Below are 15009 nucleotides of genomic sequence, written 5' to 3' on the forward strand. Positions count from 1 at the left end.
AAACCAATAGAAAAAATTATAGCGTAGCCCGACAGTTCACTGACGGGCTTGCAAAGGAAAGAAGGGCAAAAAGTCTCAGAATGCGATCTGAGTACTCAATGAACGGATAATGCCGGCAGTCATGCCCCATACCAGATAATCCTGATAGCGCGACAACCAGACCGGATGACGGATGCCAGCCCGCTGCACCTCCAGCGCGCTGTAGCGGCTGAGTTGCAAAGCCTCAGCCAGCGGCATTTCAAAGGCGCTGCTGACTTCATCAGGATTAATGGTTAACCGCAGGTCGGCCGGAATAATGCCCAGCACGGGTGTCACCTGAAAACCAGTGCTGCTGGTCACGGCGGGCAGCGCCCCTAATATCTCGACCTGATGTGGATCGATGCCGACCTCTTCCTGCGCTTCACGCAGTGCGGTAGCGATCAGCGAGGCGTCGGTGTCATCCTGCATTCCGCCGGGAAAGGCGACCTGTCCGGCGTGTTTGCGCAGGGCGTGCGAACGCTGCGTCAGCAACAGACCCGGTTCAGGTCGTGCCACAATCGGCACCAGCACCGCAGCATGGCGTCCGGAGAGGCGCTGCGTGCTGCGTGCAGGCTGCTGTAACAGAAAACGGCTGCGAAAAACGTCAAGCGTCAGTGCCAACTGAACCTCCTGCCTGTTCCAGGGCCGGTAATATCCGGCTGACTTTGTCGAGCGTCTCCTGATACTCCGCTTGCGGATCGCTGTCTGCCACCAGCCCGCCACCGGCGGCACAGTAGAGCTGCTGACCTTCGGCAATCAGCGTGCGGATAGTGATACTCGTATCCATCCGGCCACACAAACTGATATAGCCAATGCTTCCGCACCAGGCGTTGCGGCGTTGCGGCTCCAGTTCATCAATAATCTCCATCGCGCGAATCTTGGGCGCACCGGTAATTGAGCCGCCAGGAAAACAGGCGCGCAGCAGGTCGGTGGCCTGCAGGGTGTCAGGCAACTGCGCCCGCACTGTGCTCACCAGATGATGCACGGCGGGGAAGGGTTCAACCACAAACAGCGCCGGCACGGTGACCGAGCCAGGCAGCGCCACGCGGCCAATATCGTTGCGCATTAAATCGACAATCATCAGGTTTTCGGCGCGGTCTTTTTCTGCGTGGCGCAGCGACTCAGCCTGGAGTGCGTCGGCAATAGGATCTTCGCAGCGTGGCCGGGTTCCTTTGATGGGACGGGTTTCAATCTGTTTGTTATTCAGAGACAGAAAGCGCTCTGGCGACAGGCTGAGGATCGCACTATCAGGCAGCCTTAGAAACGCGCTGAATGGCGCACGGTTAGCTGCATTAAGCAGAGAAAATGCTTGCCACTCATCACCCTGATAACCGGCCTGAAAACGTTGTGCCAGGTTAACCTGGTAACAGTCACCGGCCTGAATATAAGCCTGAACCGCGGCAAAGCGCGCTGCGTATTCGGCATAACTCAGATTAGAGCGCCAGCCACTGGTCAGTGAAAAGGGGGCGATTTCGCGCGTTGGCCACTCAGTCAGCCAGGCAGCGCGTGCTTCAATGTTATTCAACGCCACCAGCGTCAGAGTTCGCTGATGATGGTCGGCAATCAGCGCCCAGTCATAAATCCCCACCGCCATGTCTGGCGTCGTGAGATCGGCGGCGGCTTTTTGGGGCAGCGACTCAAACCGGCGGCCCAGATCATAACCAAACAGGCCCAGCGCACCCCCCTGAAACGGCAGGGCATCGCTGGCCTCTGGCTTGACGCCCAGCGCATCACACTGCTGCTGAACCAATAACAGCGGATCGGCGGTGGATCGGGTCGTGCCGGCCGGGTTGCTGATGGTCGTTATCGCATCGTGGGTGACCAGGGTGGCGCGAGGATCGGCGGTCAGAATATCAAAGCGGTTGTCGCTGTGGCTGGCCTGCGCGGAGGAGAGCAGCATCGCCCAGGGCAGATGGGCAAGGGTAGCAAAACGCTGAGTCAGCGCATCCGGGGTATATTCAAGCGTGAGGGTTTCAACAATCATCGGGCAGACAAATCAGAAAGCAAAGTGGCAGTCAGACTGACATATTTTTTCATGACTGGCACCTGTTTGTTCCACGTGGGATACTGTCTGACCCAACGCAGGAGTGAAACATGTTTATTGGATTACCGGCTCTCTCACATGAGCAGCAACAGCAGGCCGTCGAACGTATTCAGGCGTTGATGGCGGGTGGTTTATCAAGCGGTGAAGCGATCGCCCAGGTGGCGCAGGAAATCCGGCAGAATCACAAGGGCGAACGTGTCAGGGCGATGTTCGAAGACGAAGATGACGAAAACGAAGAAGAATAACGCCCGACATGATTAACGTGCGGCGATGATTTTAATTTCGATTTTGTATTTTGGATTCAGCAGACCGGCCTGAACCGTACAACGCACCGGCGCATTACCCGGCGAGACCCAGGCGTCCCACGCGCGGTTCATGGCAGGAAAATCGGCCTTATCAACCAGAAACAGCGTCGCATCCAGAATTTTGCTTTTATCGCTGCCAAGCCGGGTCAGAATGGCATCAATCACCGCGAGCGCATTGGCGGTCTGTGCTTCTGCGTCAGCATCCAGATTTTCAGGCACACTGGTGTAATAGATGGTGTCGTTGTGAATTACGGCTTCGGACATACGATGTTCCGGATCAATGCGGGTAATACTCATCGGTTTCTCCCTGATTAAATGTGCATTAGCCTGGCACACTCCTGACATCGCTGTCACCCTTTACGCATTACAGGCAGCGCTCAACGACCGCCTGTCTGTCCGCCATCACCTCAGGGGCCATCCTGAAGGTGGTGAAATATTTCACATCGGCGCCTTTTCGGCGGGGCGAAACATCCGCAAAAATCGAATCTTCCCAGGTAAAGACGCTGATCTCGCTGCCGTTCGGCTGGGTGTGGGTGGTGTTATCCCGTGCAATAACGCTGGTGGTGGACCAGCCGCGATAGATACAGTCGCTGAGCTGAGGAACGGTGCGGGTGCTTTGGCCCTGAAAAACAGGTTGCTGTAAACGCGCCTGTTCAGGAGTGGGTGTCTGGCAGCCGCAAAGCAGCAGCACGCCAGCCAGAGAGCCGATGCGGACATAGTTCATAACGTTCCTCCGCCTGAGTCAGGCAGTCGGGTTAAGGCCATCTGCTTCACACCGCCTGAACGGCAATGTTAAGCCAGTCTCAGCACATCAGCTTACGGGTGCCACATCCCAACGGTAAGCTGGTTTAATCATTATAAACCGGGCCTTTATTTCCTCGCGGCCTTACTCTGCATTTGATAACTGCATCACACTGTTATGCCAGCAGCTTCGGGAGTGGGACATCCGCATATCAATGATGAAAACGGGCGGGAAGAGTCACGGAATCAGGGGCGCTATCAGCTTAAAAATGTTATAAAACAGCGTAATTTCGCGCCACAGGATGAGGATTAGAGCATGGCGAATACGCAGTATCTGTTTTGGGTTATGGCAGGCGCACTGACGCTGCTGTTTATTGTTATCGCGGCGTTTGTGGGTTTATCCAAAGGCACCAGGCAGGGAGTCATCACTTTTGCGGTGCTGTTCATCATCATGCTGGCGGGCGCGCTTTATATACACCATTAGCGTTGTGCGGTGAGGCCGTTTTCAGTCCCTTACAGCAATTTTACGTTTGGCTCACACTTCAGGCGTAAAATGTGCGGCAGGTGATGCGGGTTAACTATGCTCAGTTGAGATAGCAGCACTGCTATTTATCACTGGAGGTAATTATGTCTGAACGTCCTGATTACGTTGAACCGCTGCCAGATGATGCCGGGATCTATCCGGAAGATGAAGAAGAAGATGAGGAAGACGATCCGTTAGAAAAGGATGTTTAGCCGTTTTAAAAGGCTGTATGACAACGCCTGTCTCTTCTGATGCTGGCTTACACCGCAAAACTGCCTGTCGTGCAGTTTTGCGGTTTCTTACGTAATGCGCCCGGATCCCCCTCGTTTGATGCTGTTTCAGGCTTATGCCTGCCGAAAGATTCCGCTCTGAAATTGCAATACATTAAAACCCCGCAGATAAAACAATGTATTCAGATAAACGGCACCGTTAAACCGCATAAATAAAGTATTATCATCAACGATGTTAATTAAATTAACATCGATAAAAATTATAAATTATAAATTCTAAATTCTAAATTCATTCTGATTTTGATTTAACGCATTTTGTCACCTTGCTGAATTTAATGTCTGCGGAATATTATCCCTGCCACACATTAGCTTATTAAGCAGGGATGAAATGAAACGTTTAAAAGTGTTAAGTCTGGCTATGGCCATCTCTTTCATCAGCGCAGCAGGTGCGGCGGAGCCGCACTGGACTTATGAAGGCAAAGCCGGCCCGGAGCACTGGAGTGAGCTGACCAGAGACTTCCACATCTGTCACGAAGGTAAATCTCAGTCGCCGATTAACATTCAGGATCCTATCGAAGGCCATTTGCAGGCGCTGGATCTGGCTTACCATACTTCAGCTGAGAAAGTGATTAACAACGGTCATACGATTCAGGTCACCGTTGATGAAGAAGATGACTTTGTTCTGGACAGGGAAAAATTTACTTTACGTCAGTATCACTTCCACACGCCGAGTGAAAACCAGATCAATGGAGAAACTTTTCCTCTTGAAGCACACTTTGTTCACAGCAAGGAAGATGGCGATCTGGCCGTGGTCGCTGTGATGTTTAACGTTGGTAAAGAGAATCCGGCATTGGCACCGTTGATTGCTGCGATGCCGAAAAAGGAAAACCAGCAGGTCAGTATTAATCGCCAGGTGAATTTACGCGATCTTTTCCCGGAAGACCTGCACTATTATCGCTTCAGCGGCTCTCTGACAACGCCCCCCTGCAGCGAAGGGATTCGCTGGCTGGTGATGAAACAGCCGGTTACGCTGTCTCAGGCTCAGCTCGACGCGTTCAGACAGGCGCTGAAAACCACCAACAATCGTCCGTTGCAGCATCTCAACGGTCGCATGATTGTAGAGTAGTCACCCCTTTTACTGCCTTCTCTGCAGGGCAGGTTTGCCTCAAGGTTTACAGGCACTGCAGGCACTTCTCTTCAGGCGGCATGAGCCGCCTTTTTCACATCTGCCAGACACCCTTCCGGGTCATTGATTCACGTAACTTAATCAGTCAGAAATACATAACGTGTTGATAATTATCCATTTTGCTTTGTTGAACCAATACTGACATAATTACAGTGTTTTTGCCGTTCTTAGTGAGGGTATGTGGCAGACGATTTTGCAGTGGATGGCGCGCTGGCGCTGGCGATCGCAGGCTTTAAGCCGCGTGAGGCACAACGTGAGATGGCGCAGGCGGTGTCTGAAGCGGTTAAACAGCAGGGCGAACTGGTGGTTGAGGCCGGAACTGGCACGGGTAAAACGTATGCTTACCTGGCACCTGCCTTACGGGCCGGTAAAAAAGTGATTGTCTCCACCGGATCTAAAGCGCTGCAGGATCAGCTCTATGGCCGCGATCTGCCCACTATGGTCAAGGCGCTGAAGTTTAAAGGTAAAACCGCTTTGCTGAAAGGGCGATCCAACTATCTGTGTCTGGAACGCATGGAGCAGCAATCAATGGCGGGCGGCGATCTCACCGTGCAGGCGCTGACCGATCTGGTGACGCTGCGCAGCTGGTCATCACAGACCGAAGATGGTGACATCAGCAGCTGCGCGGACGTCACCGAAGACAGTCCGGTCTGGCCGCTGGTCACCAGCACTAACGATAACTGCCTGGGGACCGACTGCCCACGCTATAAAGAGTGTTTCGTGGTTAAAGCGCGTAAACGTGCCATGGACGCCGATGTAGTTGTCGTCAACCATCACTTGTTTCTGGCCGATCTGGTGGTTAAAGAGGGCGGTTTTGGCGAACTCATTCCCGAAGCGGATGTGATGATCTTCGATGAAGCCCATCAGTTGCCCGATATCGCCAGTCAGTATTTTGGTCAGCAGCTCTCCAGCCGCCAGTTACTCGATCTTGCCAAAGATATTATCACTGCCTACCGCACTGAAGTGCGCGATGCCCAGCAGCTGCAGAAATCCGCTGACCGCCTGGCGCAATGCGCACAGGACTTCCGGCTTTCATTAGGCGATCCCGGCTATCGCGGTAATCTGCGCGAACTGCTGAGCGATAACCAGATTCTCCGTATGTTCACTCTGCTGGATGATGCGCTGGAGCTCTGTTACGACGTCATCAAACTCTCACTGGGTCGTTCAGCCCTGCTGGATGCCGCCTTTGAGCGCGCCGCGCTATACCGTACCCGATTAAAACGGCTGCGGGCGATTAATGAGCCGGGCTACAGCTACTGGTATGAATGCACCTCGCGTCACTTTATTCTGGCGCTGACGCCGCTCTCAGTCGCCGAACGCTTCCGTGAGGTGATGGATAACCGCAAGGCGGCCTGGATCTTCACATCGGCCACTCTGGCGGTGGATGAGAAGATGACCCACTTCGCCGAACGGCTGGGTGTGAATGCGGCAAAAAGTCTGATTCTGAACAGCCCGTTCGATTTTGCGAAACAGGCACTGCTCTGCGTTCCACGCAATCTGCCTGAACCTAACCGTTCGGGTGGGGCACGTCAGCTGGCCGCGATGATGAAGCCGCTGATTGATGCCAATAAAGGCCGCTGTTTCTTTCTCTGTACGTCGCACCTGATGATGCGTGAGCTGGCGGCAGAGTTTCGTGCCTCAATGACACTGCCGGTGCTGGTACAGGGTGAAACCAGCAAAGGTCAGTTACTGAAACAGTTTATCGACAAGGGCAACGCCCTGCTGGTGGCGACCAGCAGTTTCTGGGAAGGCGTGGACGTGCGGGGTGATGCCCTGTCGCTGGTGATCATCGACAAACTGCCGTTCACCTCACCGGAAGATCCGCTGTTAAAAGCCAGAATGGAAGATTGCCGGATTCGTGGCGGCGATCCCTTCACGGATGTGCAGCTGCCGGATGCGGTCATTACGCTGAAGCAGGGTGTGGGACGTTTAATCCGTGATACGGACGATCGTGGCGTGCTGGTGATTTGCGATCAGCGGCTGGTCTCTCGTCCCTATGGCGCGCTGTTTCTCAATAGTCTGCCGCCGACGCCGCGCACCCGTGACATTGCCCGCGCCATCGCCTTTATCCGCCAGCAACCCGAACCAGACGCGTAATTTTATGCTAAGATGCGCGCCGTTTTCTTTCTTCTGAGGTGGTCATGTCAGCCCGAATTTTAGCGCTGGATACGGCGACAGAAGCCTGTTCAGCCGCCTTGCTGAATCAGCAACAGATTGATGCCCGATTCGAGATTGCCCCGCGCGATCACACCCAACGAATTCTACCGCTGGTTGAGGAACTCCTGCAGGCGCAGCAGCTGGAACTGACCGATCTGGATGCGCTCGCTTTTGGTCGCGGCCCAGGCAGTTTTACCGGCGTGCGGATTGGGATTGGTATTGCGCAGGGCCTGGCACTGGGTGCCTCACTGCCGATGATCGCGGTTTCAACACTGGCAACACTGGCCGAAGGCGCATGGCGTCTGCACGGGGCAACCCGGGTATTAACCGCTATCGATGCGCGCATGGGCGAGGTCTACTGGGCCGAATATCAGCGTGATGAGCAGGGAGCCTGGCAGGGTGAAGCCAGCGAAAGCGTGCTGTCGCCCGAGGCGGCACTGGCGCGGATGCAGGCGCTTTCTGGCGAGTGGATGACGGCTGGCACCGGCTGGCAGGCTTATCCTGCCCTGCAGCAGGGGCACACCCTGACTCTGACCGACAGTGAGGTTACCCTGCCTGCCGCACAGGATATGCTGCCGCTGGCAAGCCATGCACTGGCGCAGGGGAATACGCTGCTGCCGGAGACGGCGGAGCCCACCTATCTGCGTAATGAAGTCGCATGGAAAAAATTACCTGGCCGGTAAAATGCACGCAACTTATTGTTATGCGTCCAGTCTAAGTCTTTACCTAACGGGAGAACGTCTATGTCGTCAATGTGTGGTAAAGGGCTTTCAGGGCTGCTGCTGACCTGTGTGCTGGCGTTAACCGGTTGTGTCTCCATTCCTGACACGTTGCAGGGCAGCTCACCTCAGCCACAGCAGGATTTGTTGCGGGTCATGAGCGATCCCTCAATCTTTGTCGGGCAGGAATCGCGCTTTGGCGGCAAGGTAGTGAATGTCACTAACCTGAACGGCAAAACCCGGCTTGAGATTGCGGCACAGCCGCTGGATGACAGTGCCAGACCGCGTCTCGGTGCGGCCTCGGTTGGCCGGATTTATGCCGACATCCACGGTTTTGTTGATCCGGTGGATGTGAAAAATCAGTATGTCACCGTGCTGGGCACGCTGAAGGGCACGGAGCAGGGCAAAATTGGTGAGGCAGATTACAAATTTGCGGTTATTGATGTGCGTGGCTATCAGCGCTGGCGGCTCGCTCAGCAGGTGACGGCACCGCCACAGCCAATGGATCCCTGGATCTGGTATGGTCCAACCCGCCATCGCGGTGGATACTGGGGCCCTAATCCCTACTGGGGAATGGTCAACAGTGGCCCGACAGAGGTCCAGACCATTCTGACTGAGTAGTTTACACATTATTATATCCAGCCCGGTCGCGGTGCTCGCTGCCGGGCTTTTTATTGGCCTGTTTTCTTAGCACGAAATTTAGTGATGCACTTCGCAACCTCAACATGCCGAAACAGGCAAACTGGTACAATCAGTTAAAATATTGTTAACAAACCAGATTGGCTGAGGCAGCGATGGAAATACAACATAATTATCGGGGTGGATCCTTGAATAAGGTTTGGCTGAAACGCTACCCGGCAGATGTGCCTGCCGAAATAAGTGCAGATCGTTACACCTCGCTGGTGGATCTGTTTGAGCAGGCTGCAAAACGCTACGCCGATCAACCCGCGTTTGTGAACATGGGTCAGAAGATGAGCTATCGCCAGCTGGAAGAGAAGAGCCGTGCTTTCGCCGCCTATCTCCAGCAGCAGCTTGGCCTGAAAGCGGGTGACCGCGTGGCCCTGATGATGCCGAACTTACTGCAGTATCCCGTGGCGCTGTTTGGTGTGCTGCGCGCGGGTATGGTGGTGGTCAATGTTAATCCGCTCTATACGCCACGTGAGCTGAAGCATCAGCTCAATGACAGCGGTGCCAGCGCCATTGTTATCGTCTCGAATTTTGCCCATACCCTGGAAAAAGTGGTGGCGGACACAGCGGTGCGTCACGTCATCCTGACCCGCATGGGGGATCAGCTGGCGCCGATAAAAGCGACACTGGTTAACTTTGTCGTCAAGTATGTGAAAAAGCTGGTGCCTAAATATCATCTGCCGGGTGCCATTTCATTTCGCCATGTCCTTGAAGTGGGCGCCACGCTCAACTATCAACGCCCGACCCTCTCGAATGACGATCTCGCCTTCCTGCAGTATACGGGCGGCACAACCGGCGTGGCCAAAGGGGCGATGCTGACCCATCGCAACATGCAGGCGAATCTGGAGCAGACCCGCGCGACCTACGGCAAAGTGCTTCGCGACGGTAAAGAGTGTGTTGTCACCGCGCTGCCGCTTTACCACATCTTCGCCTTAACGGTGAACGGCCTGCTTTTCCTGGAGTTGGGCGGTCAGAATCTGTTGATCACAAACCCACGCGATATTCCCGGTTTCGTTAAAGAGCTGGGTAAATTCCCGTTTACCGCGATTACTGGCGTTAACACGCTGTTCAATGCGCTGCTTAACGATGCGCAGTTCAATAAGCTCGATTTCTCTACACTGCGTCTCTCTGCCGGTGGCGGGATGGCGGTGCAGAAAGTGGTGGCCGAGCGCTGGGAAAAACTGACCGGGCACTATCTGCTGGAAGGCTATGGCCTGACGGAATGTTCGCCGCTGGTGTCGGTCAATCCGTATGACATCAGCTGTCACACTGGCAGTATCGGCCTGCCGGTCCCCTCGACCGATGTGCGAATTCTGGATGACGCGGGCAACGAAGTGCCGCCGGGCGAACCCGGTGAGCTCTGTATCAGTGGCCCGCAGGTGATGCTGGGGTACTGGCATCACCCGGAAGCGACAGCGGAAGTGCTGAAAAATGGCTGGCTCCACAGCGGTGATATTGTTACCGTTGATCAGGAAGGCTTTATTCGCATCGTTGACCGTAAAAAAGATATGATTCTGGTCTCCGGTTTTAATGTCTATCCGAATGAAATCGAAGATGTGCTGATGCAGCACCCGAAAGTGCGCGAAGCCGCGGCAATTGGTGTGCCCAGCGATCTTTCTGGCGAGGCAGTCAAAGTCTGCATCGTGAAAAAAGATGCATCGCTGACTAAAGAAGACGTGCTCGACCACTGCCGCCGTCAGCTGACCGGTTACAAGGTGCCGAAAATCATTGAGTTTCGTGATGAGTTACCCAAAACCAACGTTGGTAAGATCCTGCGGCGTGAGCTGCGCGATGAGGCTAAACCCGGCGCGAGCTGAATTCGGGCAGGAATTGAGGTTGAACGCCGGCATGTCCGGCGTTTTTATTGTTTTTAACATGGAGCGCCGCGCGTTGTTGGCTGCGGTGGAAATCAGACGTGAACTATTCTCTTATCGACCAGGATGATCAACTGGCAGACGTGTGTCAGAAAGCGCGCCAGCACGCGGCGGTGGCACTGGATACCGAATTTGTCCGCACCCGCACTTACTACCCACAGCTTGGCCTGATCCAGCTGTTCGACGATCATCAGTTGGTGCTGATTGACCCGCTCAATATCCGTGACTGGTCACCCTTTATTGCTTTACTCACCGACACCGGCGTGACTAAATTCCTGCATGCCGGTGGTGAAGATCTGGAAGTCTTCCTGCACCGTTTCGGCGTGCTGCCGACGCCTATGATCGACACCCAGATTCTGGCGGCATTTTCTGGCCAGCCGCTCTCATGGGGCTTTGCTTCAATGGTGGCGCATTTCACCCAGGTCGAACTCGATAAAAGTGAATCACGTACCGACTGGCTGGCACGCCCTCTGACCCAGCGTCAGTGTGAGTATGCGGCGGCGGACGTTCACTATCTGCTGCCAATTGCCCGTCAGCTGATGATTAATACGGAAGAGGCCGGCAACATGGCGGCGGCACTGAGTGAGTGCAATAATCTGTGTCAGCGTCGTCTGGATAGCCTGTCGCCGGAGGAAGCATGGCGCGATATCACTAATGCCTGGCAACTTCGCCCGCGTCAGCTGGCTGCACTGCAGCGACTGGCGTCCTGGCGTCTGAAGCTGGCACGTGAAAAGGATATGGCGGTGAACTTTGTGGTACGTGAAGAGCACCTGTGGAAAGTCGCGCGCTTTATGCCCGGTTCACTGGGTGAGCTGGATCATTTGGGGCTGTCAGGCCATGAAATCCGTTTCCACGGTAAAACGCTGGTGGCACTCGTGGCCCAAGCCGAGGCGCTGGACGAAAGTGAACTGCCGGCTCCGCTGGGCAATCTGATCGATCATCCGCACTACAAGCAGGTGTTTAAGGCGATGAAAGCGCTGGTGCAGCAGGTCAGCGAGCAGAGTGGATTCAGTCAGGAGTTACTGGCGTCACGACGTCAGATTAATCAGGTATTAAGTCAGCACTGGGGCCTTAAGCCACAGGGACGTCAGCCGGAGTTACTCACCGGATGGCGAGGCGAACTGCTGAAACCCGGCATTGAGGACATTCTGGCGGGTTGTTAGCCGGTTAAATTTCCCCTGCCAGAGCGCAGGGGAAATTCAGAAAACGGTCAGCGTCATTTAGTCACTTCATCCGTTTCCGGCAGCGTGACGTTCAGCTCCAGAATCGAGATGTCATCACCTTTCTGATCAAGCTGAACCGTCACCATTTCTGGATCGATCTTCACATATCTGCAAATCACTTCCAGAATGTCGCGCTTAAGTTGCGGAAGATAGTGGGGCTCACTGTCGCCCCTTCTCCGTTCTGCCACGATAATCTGCAGCCTTTCCTTGGCTATGTTGGCAGTGTTCTTCTTCCGGGATAAAAAGAAATCAAGTAATGCCATGGTTTATCCCCCGAACAGGCGTTTCAGGAAACCCTTCTTCTCTTCTTCGATAAAGCGGAAGGGGCGTACTTCACCGAGCAACCGTTCAACGGTATCGGCATAGGCTTTGCCAGCATCAGATTCGCCGTCAAGAATCACCGGTTCGCCCTGGTTAGAGGCACGTAACACCGATTGATCTTCAGGGATCACGCCGACCAGAGGAATGCGCAGGATTTCCAGCACATCTTCCATACTCAGCATATCACCACGGCTCACCCGGCCAGGGTTATAACGGGTCAGCAGCAGATGCTCCTTAACCGGGTCCTGACTGTTTTCAGCGCGACGGGATTTGGAGGAGATGATGCCAAGGATGCGGTCGGAGTCACGGACAGAAGAGACTTCCGGGTTGGTGGTGATAATGGCTTCATCGGCAAAGTAGAGCGCCATCAGTGCGCCAGTTTCAATTCCTGCTGGTGAGTCGCATACGATGAAATCGAACTCCATTGCTGCTAAATCGTTCAGGACTTTTTCAACACCTTCACGGGTCAGCGCATCTTTATCACGGGTCTGCGACGCAGGCAGGATATAGAGCATTTCAGTGCGTTTGTCGCGAATCAGCGCCTGATTGAGTGTGGCATCGCCCTGGATGACGTTGACGAAATCGTAGACCACGCGGCGTTCACAGCCCATGATCAAATCCAGGTTACGCAGACCGATATCAAAGTCGATGACAACTGTCTTTTTGCCTTTCTGCGCTAAACCGGTGGCGATGGCCGCGCTTGACGTGGTCTTACCAACGCCCCCTTTACCGGATGTAACTACAATAATGCGTGCCATAAATGTTGATTTCCTTAACAAAAGAAAAGGGGCCTAATTAAGTGTCTGGATAGTCAGCGCGCCATCCTGCAGGCACAGGCGCGCAGCTTTGCCAAAAAATTCTTGCGGGATCTGATCCATGATCCAGTACTCTCCTGCAATCGAGACCAGCTCGGCGGCCAGGTGGGTACAAAAAATCTGGCAGTTCTGGTCACCGCTGGCACCTGCCAGCGCGCGACCACGCATCATGCCGTAAATATGAATGTTGCCATCGGCAACCAGCTCGGCGCCGGCGCTGACGCTGCTGGTGATAATCAAATCAGCGTCACGCGCATAAATTTGCTGGCCTGAGCGCACCGGTGTATTCACGATGCGGGTTTTGGTTGCCACCGTCTCGGTTACAACCGGCAGCGGTTCAGGTAGGGGAGCCGGCTGCGGCGCTTCAGCGCGCGGCCTGGCCTCTTTACCTTCTGCCAGAACCGGCAGGCCTGCACGGGAAATCATGCTTTTCAGTGCTTCATTTTTGCAGCCGCTCACGCCAACGATGCGTAAACCGGTGGCGAGAATCGCCTGCTGCAGCTGTTTCCAGTTAACATCGGCACTCAATGTGGCAACGTTAAGTACAACCGGGGCGTTTTTCAGGAAATCCGGAGCCTGGTCAATCTTGTCCTGAAGTGCCTTACGAATCACCGCAGGGTCATGGTGATGCAAATGGACGACAGACAGGGTGAAACTGCTACCTTTGAATTCGATTGGCGTTTGCGACATCTGTCCCGACTCAGTCCTGTTTTCACTACCGTTAGCAGGGCGATGATAAAATCATCGATGAAGCGCTAACGGTGAATATTCGAAGTTCTGCAAGCATGTTATAGTTACAGCTATATTCAGACAAGCCTCAACGCCGGTTAATTCGAGTAAAAAATATGTTTTGTGTGATCTACAGAAGCCCGTTACGTGACCAGACTTATCTCTATGTTGAAAAAAAGGACGATTTCTCACGCGTTCCGCAAGAATTGCTGAAAGGTTTTGGCAAGCCGCAGCTGGCGATGGTGCTAAAGCTGGCGGGGCGCGACAGGCTGGCTAACGCGGATATCAATAAAGTGAAGCAGGGATTGAGTGAGCAGGGCTATTATTTACAGCTTCCCCCGCCAATTGAAAGTCTGCTAAAAATTCATTTAGAGGCCGATAAAAAAGTTTAACTCGGATTCTTCTGTAAATATAAATCCTGTCGGTGCGATCCTGGCAGGATTATATTGCTTTGAAGCCGCGTAAAATAACCGTGTAGCTTATCTGTTTCACGCATGACTAAATTTCCTGCGCATTTTTTTCTCGTGATTTGTACGATTATTCAGCGCTCCGAGGCCTCTATTTACGCTTTTTGACAAATTCCATACGCTGGAACGTTAAAAGGATCTTATTATCACGCCATGAGGCTGGCATTTCGATCAAGGCCTACAACGCCTAAGCAAACATCAACCCGCCAGCAGCGCTGGCATCACACCTAACCTGAACAGGGGATGATCATGTATCAGCATCGTAACTGGCAAGGCGCTCTGTTAGATTTTCCGGTCAGCAAAGTGGTTTGCGTCGGCAGCAATTACGCAAAACACATTAAAGAGATGGGCAGTGCAACGCCGACCGAGCCGGTCATCTTCATCAAGCCGGAGACGTCGCTGTGTGATTTGCGCCAGCCGCTGTCGATTCCTGACGCCTTTGGCGAAGTGCATCACGAAGTGGAACTGGCGGTGTTGATTGGCGCGACGCTGAAGCAGGCGACCGAAGAACACGTGGCTAAGGCGATTGCAGGCTATGGCGTGGCGCTGGACCTGACCTTGCGTGACCTGCAGTCCGGACTGAAAAAAGCGGGCCAGCCGTGGGAAAAATCCAAAGGCTTTGATAACGCCTGTCCCGTCTCCGGTTTTATCCCGGTTTCGGATTTCAGCGGCGACCCGCAGAACGTCGAGCTGAAGCTGGTGGTGAATGGTGAAGTGCGTCAGCACGGCAACACCGAAGACATGATTCATAAGATCCTGCCGTTGATTGCCCATATGAGCCGCTACTTTACCCTGCGTGCCGGAGATGTAATTCTGACCGGAACACCAGAAGGGGTGGGCCCAATGCGTTCGGGTGACCAGCTGGAAGTCTCCCTGGCGGGTCACGGCATCAGTACGCGAGTACTCTAAAAACTTGCATCACTGCAGCATAGGCTTTATAAGGTGCGGTTTAGGCACAATCCGGATATAT

17 protein-coding genes are annotated in these 15009 nt (G+C 54.0%); 10 read left to right on the top strand and 7 right to left on the bottom strand.

Annotated features, from left to right (window positions below; genetic code table 11):
* Positions 1–75 precede the first annotated feature (75 nt).
* Together HZZ01_RS03770 and pabB are read right to left on the bottom strand one after the other, a co-directional pair.
* Positions 76–639: a CoA pyrophosphatase gene (locus tag HZZ01_RS03770; RefSeq protein WP_179895562.1), complete on the bottom strand. Its 564-nt coding sequence runs from the start codon at positions 637–639 to the stop codon at positions 76–78.
* Positions 623–2002 (bottom strand): aminodeoxychorismate synthase component 1, encoded by a 1380-nt coding sequence (pabB, locus tag HZZ01_RS03775; protein WP_179895563.1) that lies wholly within the window; start codon positions 2000–2002, stop codon positions 623–625. Before pabB ends, HZZ01_RS03770 begins: the two co-directional genes overlap by 17 nt.
* 110 nt (positions 2003–2112) lie before the next feature.
* Here pabB and HZZ01_RS03780 point away from each other — a divergent pair, with 110 nt between their 5' ends.
* Positions 2113–2307, top strand: a complete 195-nt coding sequence (locus HZZ01_RS03780; protein WP_179895564.1) for a YoaH family protein — start codon at positions 2113–2115, stop codon at positions 2305–2307.
* A gap of 12 nt (positions 2308–2319) precedes the next feature.
* Here the strand turns inward: HZZ01_RS03780 and HZZ01_RS03785 are convergent, their stop codons facing one another.
* Positions 2320–2664, bottom strand: coding sequence for a RidA family protein (locus HZZ01_RS03785; protein ID WP_003852699.1), 345 nt, complete (start codon positions 2662–2664; stop codon positions 2320–2322).
* 67 nt (positions 2665–2731) lie between these two features.
* Positions 2732–3091 carry a hypothetical protein gene (locus tag HZZ01_RS03790; RefSeq protein WP_179895565.1) on the bottom strand — a complete coding sequence of 120 codons (360 nt, stop codon included), beginning with the start codon at positions 3089–3091 and terminating at the stop codon, positions 2732–2734.
* A gap of 333 nt (positions 3092–3424) precedes the next feature.
* Between HZZ01_RS03790 and HZZ01_RS03795 the strand changes: the two genes are divergently transcribed.
* The 7 genes from HZZ01_RS03795 (at position 3425) to rnd (ending at position 11647) form a co-directional block, all read left to right on the top strand.
* Positions 3425–3592, top strand: coding sequence for a hypothetical protein (locus tag HZZ01_RS03795; RefSeq protein ID WP_179895566.1), 168 nt, complete (start codon positions 3425–3427; stop codon positions 3590–3592).
* 657 nt (positions 3593–4249) lie between these two features.
* The gene (locus HZZ01_RS03800; protein ID WP_179895567.1) at positions 4250–4987 is read left to right on the top strand and encodes a carbonic anhydrase; all 738 of its coding nucleotides are present in this window, start codon (positions 4250–4252) and stop codon (positions 4985–4987) included.
* 240 nt (positions 4988–5227) lie between these two features.
* Positions 5228–7144: an ATP-dependent DNA helicase gene (locus HZZ01_RS03805; RefSeq protein ID WP_179895568.1), complete on the top strand. Its 1917-nt coding sequence runs from the start codon at positions 5228–5230 to the stop codon at positions 7142–7144.
* 44 nt (positions 7145–7188) lie between these two features.
* Positions 7189–7887, top strand: a complete 699-nt coding sequence (gene tsaB / locus HZZ01_RS03810) for a tRNA (adenosine(37)-N6)-threonylcarbamoyltransferase complex dimerization subunit type 1 TsaB (RefSeq protein WP_179895569.1) — start codon at positions 7189–7191, stop codon at positions 7885–7887.
* Positions 7888–7947: 60 nt separating this feature from the next.
* Entirely contained in the window at positions 7948–8544 is a 597-nt protein-coding gene (locus HZZ01_RS03815) for a Slp family lipoprotein (protein WP_179895570.1), read from the top strand.
* 206 nt (positions 8545–8750) lie between these two features.
* Entirely contained in the window at positions 8751–10427 is a 1677-nt protein-coding gene (gene fadD / locus HZZ01_RS03820) for a long-chain-fatty-acid--CoA ligase FadD (RefSeq protein ID WP_179895571.1), read from the top strand.
* Between the two features lie 98 nt (positions 10428–10525).
* Positions 10526–11647 carry a ribonuclease D gene (rnd, locus tag HZZ01_RS03825; RefSeq protein ID WP_179895572.1) on the top strand — a complete coding sequence of 374 codons (1122 nt, stop codon included), beginning with the start codon at positions 10526–10528 and terminating at the stop codon, positions 11645–11647.
* A 53-nt stretch (positions 11648–11700) separates the two neighbouring features.
* On the opposite strand, the gene minE is transcribed toward rnd, so the two are convergent.
* Genes minE through minC form a run of 3 tightly spaced genes read right to left on the bottom strand, consistent with a single transcriptional unit; the run spans position 11701 to position 13533 of the window.
* Positions 11701–11970, bottom strand: coding sequence for a cell division topological specificity factor MinE (gene minE / locus HZZ01_RS03830; protein WP_008925314.1), 270 nt, complete (start codon positions 11968–11970; stop codon positions 11701–11703).
* Positions 11971–11973: 3 nt separating this feature from the next.
* Entirely contained in the window at positions 11974–12786 is an 813-nt protein-coding gene (gene minD, locus HZZ01_RS03835) for a septum site-determining protein MinD (RefSeq protein ID WP_179895573.1), read from the bottom strand.
* 33 nt (positions 12787–12819) lie between these two features.
* Entirely contained in the window at positions 12820–13533 is a 714-nt protein-coding gene (minC, locus tag HZZ01_RS03840; RefSeq protein ID WP_179895574.1) for a septum site-determining protein MinC, read from the bottom strand.
* 155 nt (positions 13534–13688) lie between these two features.
* Between minC and HZZ01_RS03845 the strand changes: the two genes are divergently transcribed.
* Both HZZ01_RS03845 and HZZ01_RS03850 read left to right on the top strand, forming a co-directional pair.
* Positions 13689–13964: a YcgL domain-containing protein gene (locus HZZ01_RS03845; protein WP_179895575.1), complete on the top strand. Its 276-nt coding sequence runs from the start codon at positions 13689–13691 to the stop codon at positions 13962–13964.
* A 324-nt stretch (positions 13965–14288) separates the two neighbouring features.
* Positions 14289–14948 carry a fumarylacetoacetate hydrolase family protein gene (locus tag HZZ01_RS03850; protein ID WP_179895576.1) on the top strand — a complete coding sequence of 220 codons (660 nt, stop codon included), beginning with the start codon at positions 14289–14291 and terminating at the stop codon, positions 14946–14948.
* The last annotated feature ends 61 nt before the right edge of the window (positions 14949–15009 follow it).

The sequence above is a fragment of the Pantoea sp. WMus005 genome (assembly GCF_013415305.1).
In the GTDB taxonomy this organism is placed as follows: Bacteria; Pseudomonadota; Gammaproteobacteria; order Enterobacterales; family Enterobacteriaceae; genus Pantoea; species Pantoea rara.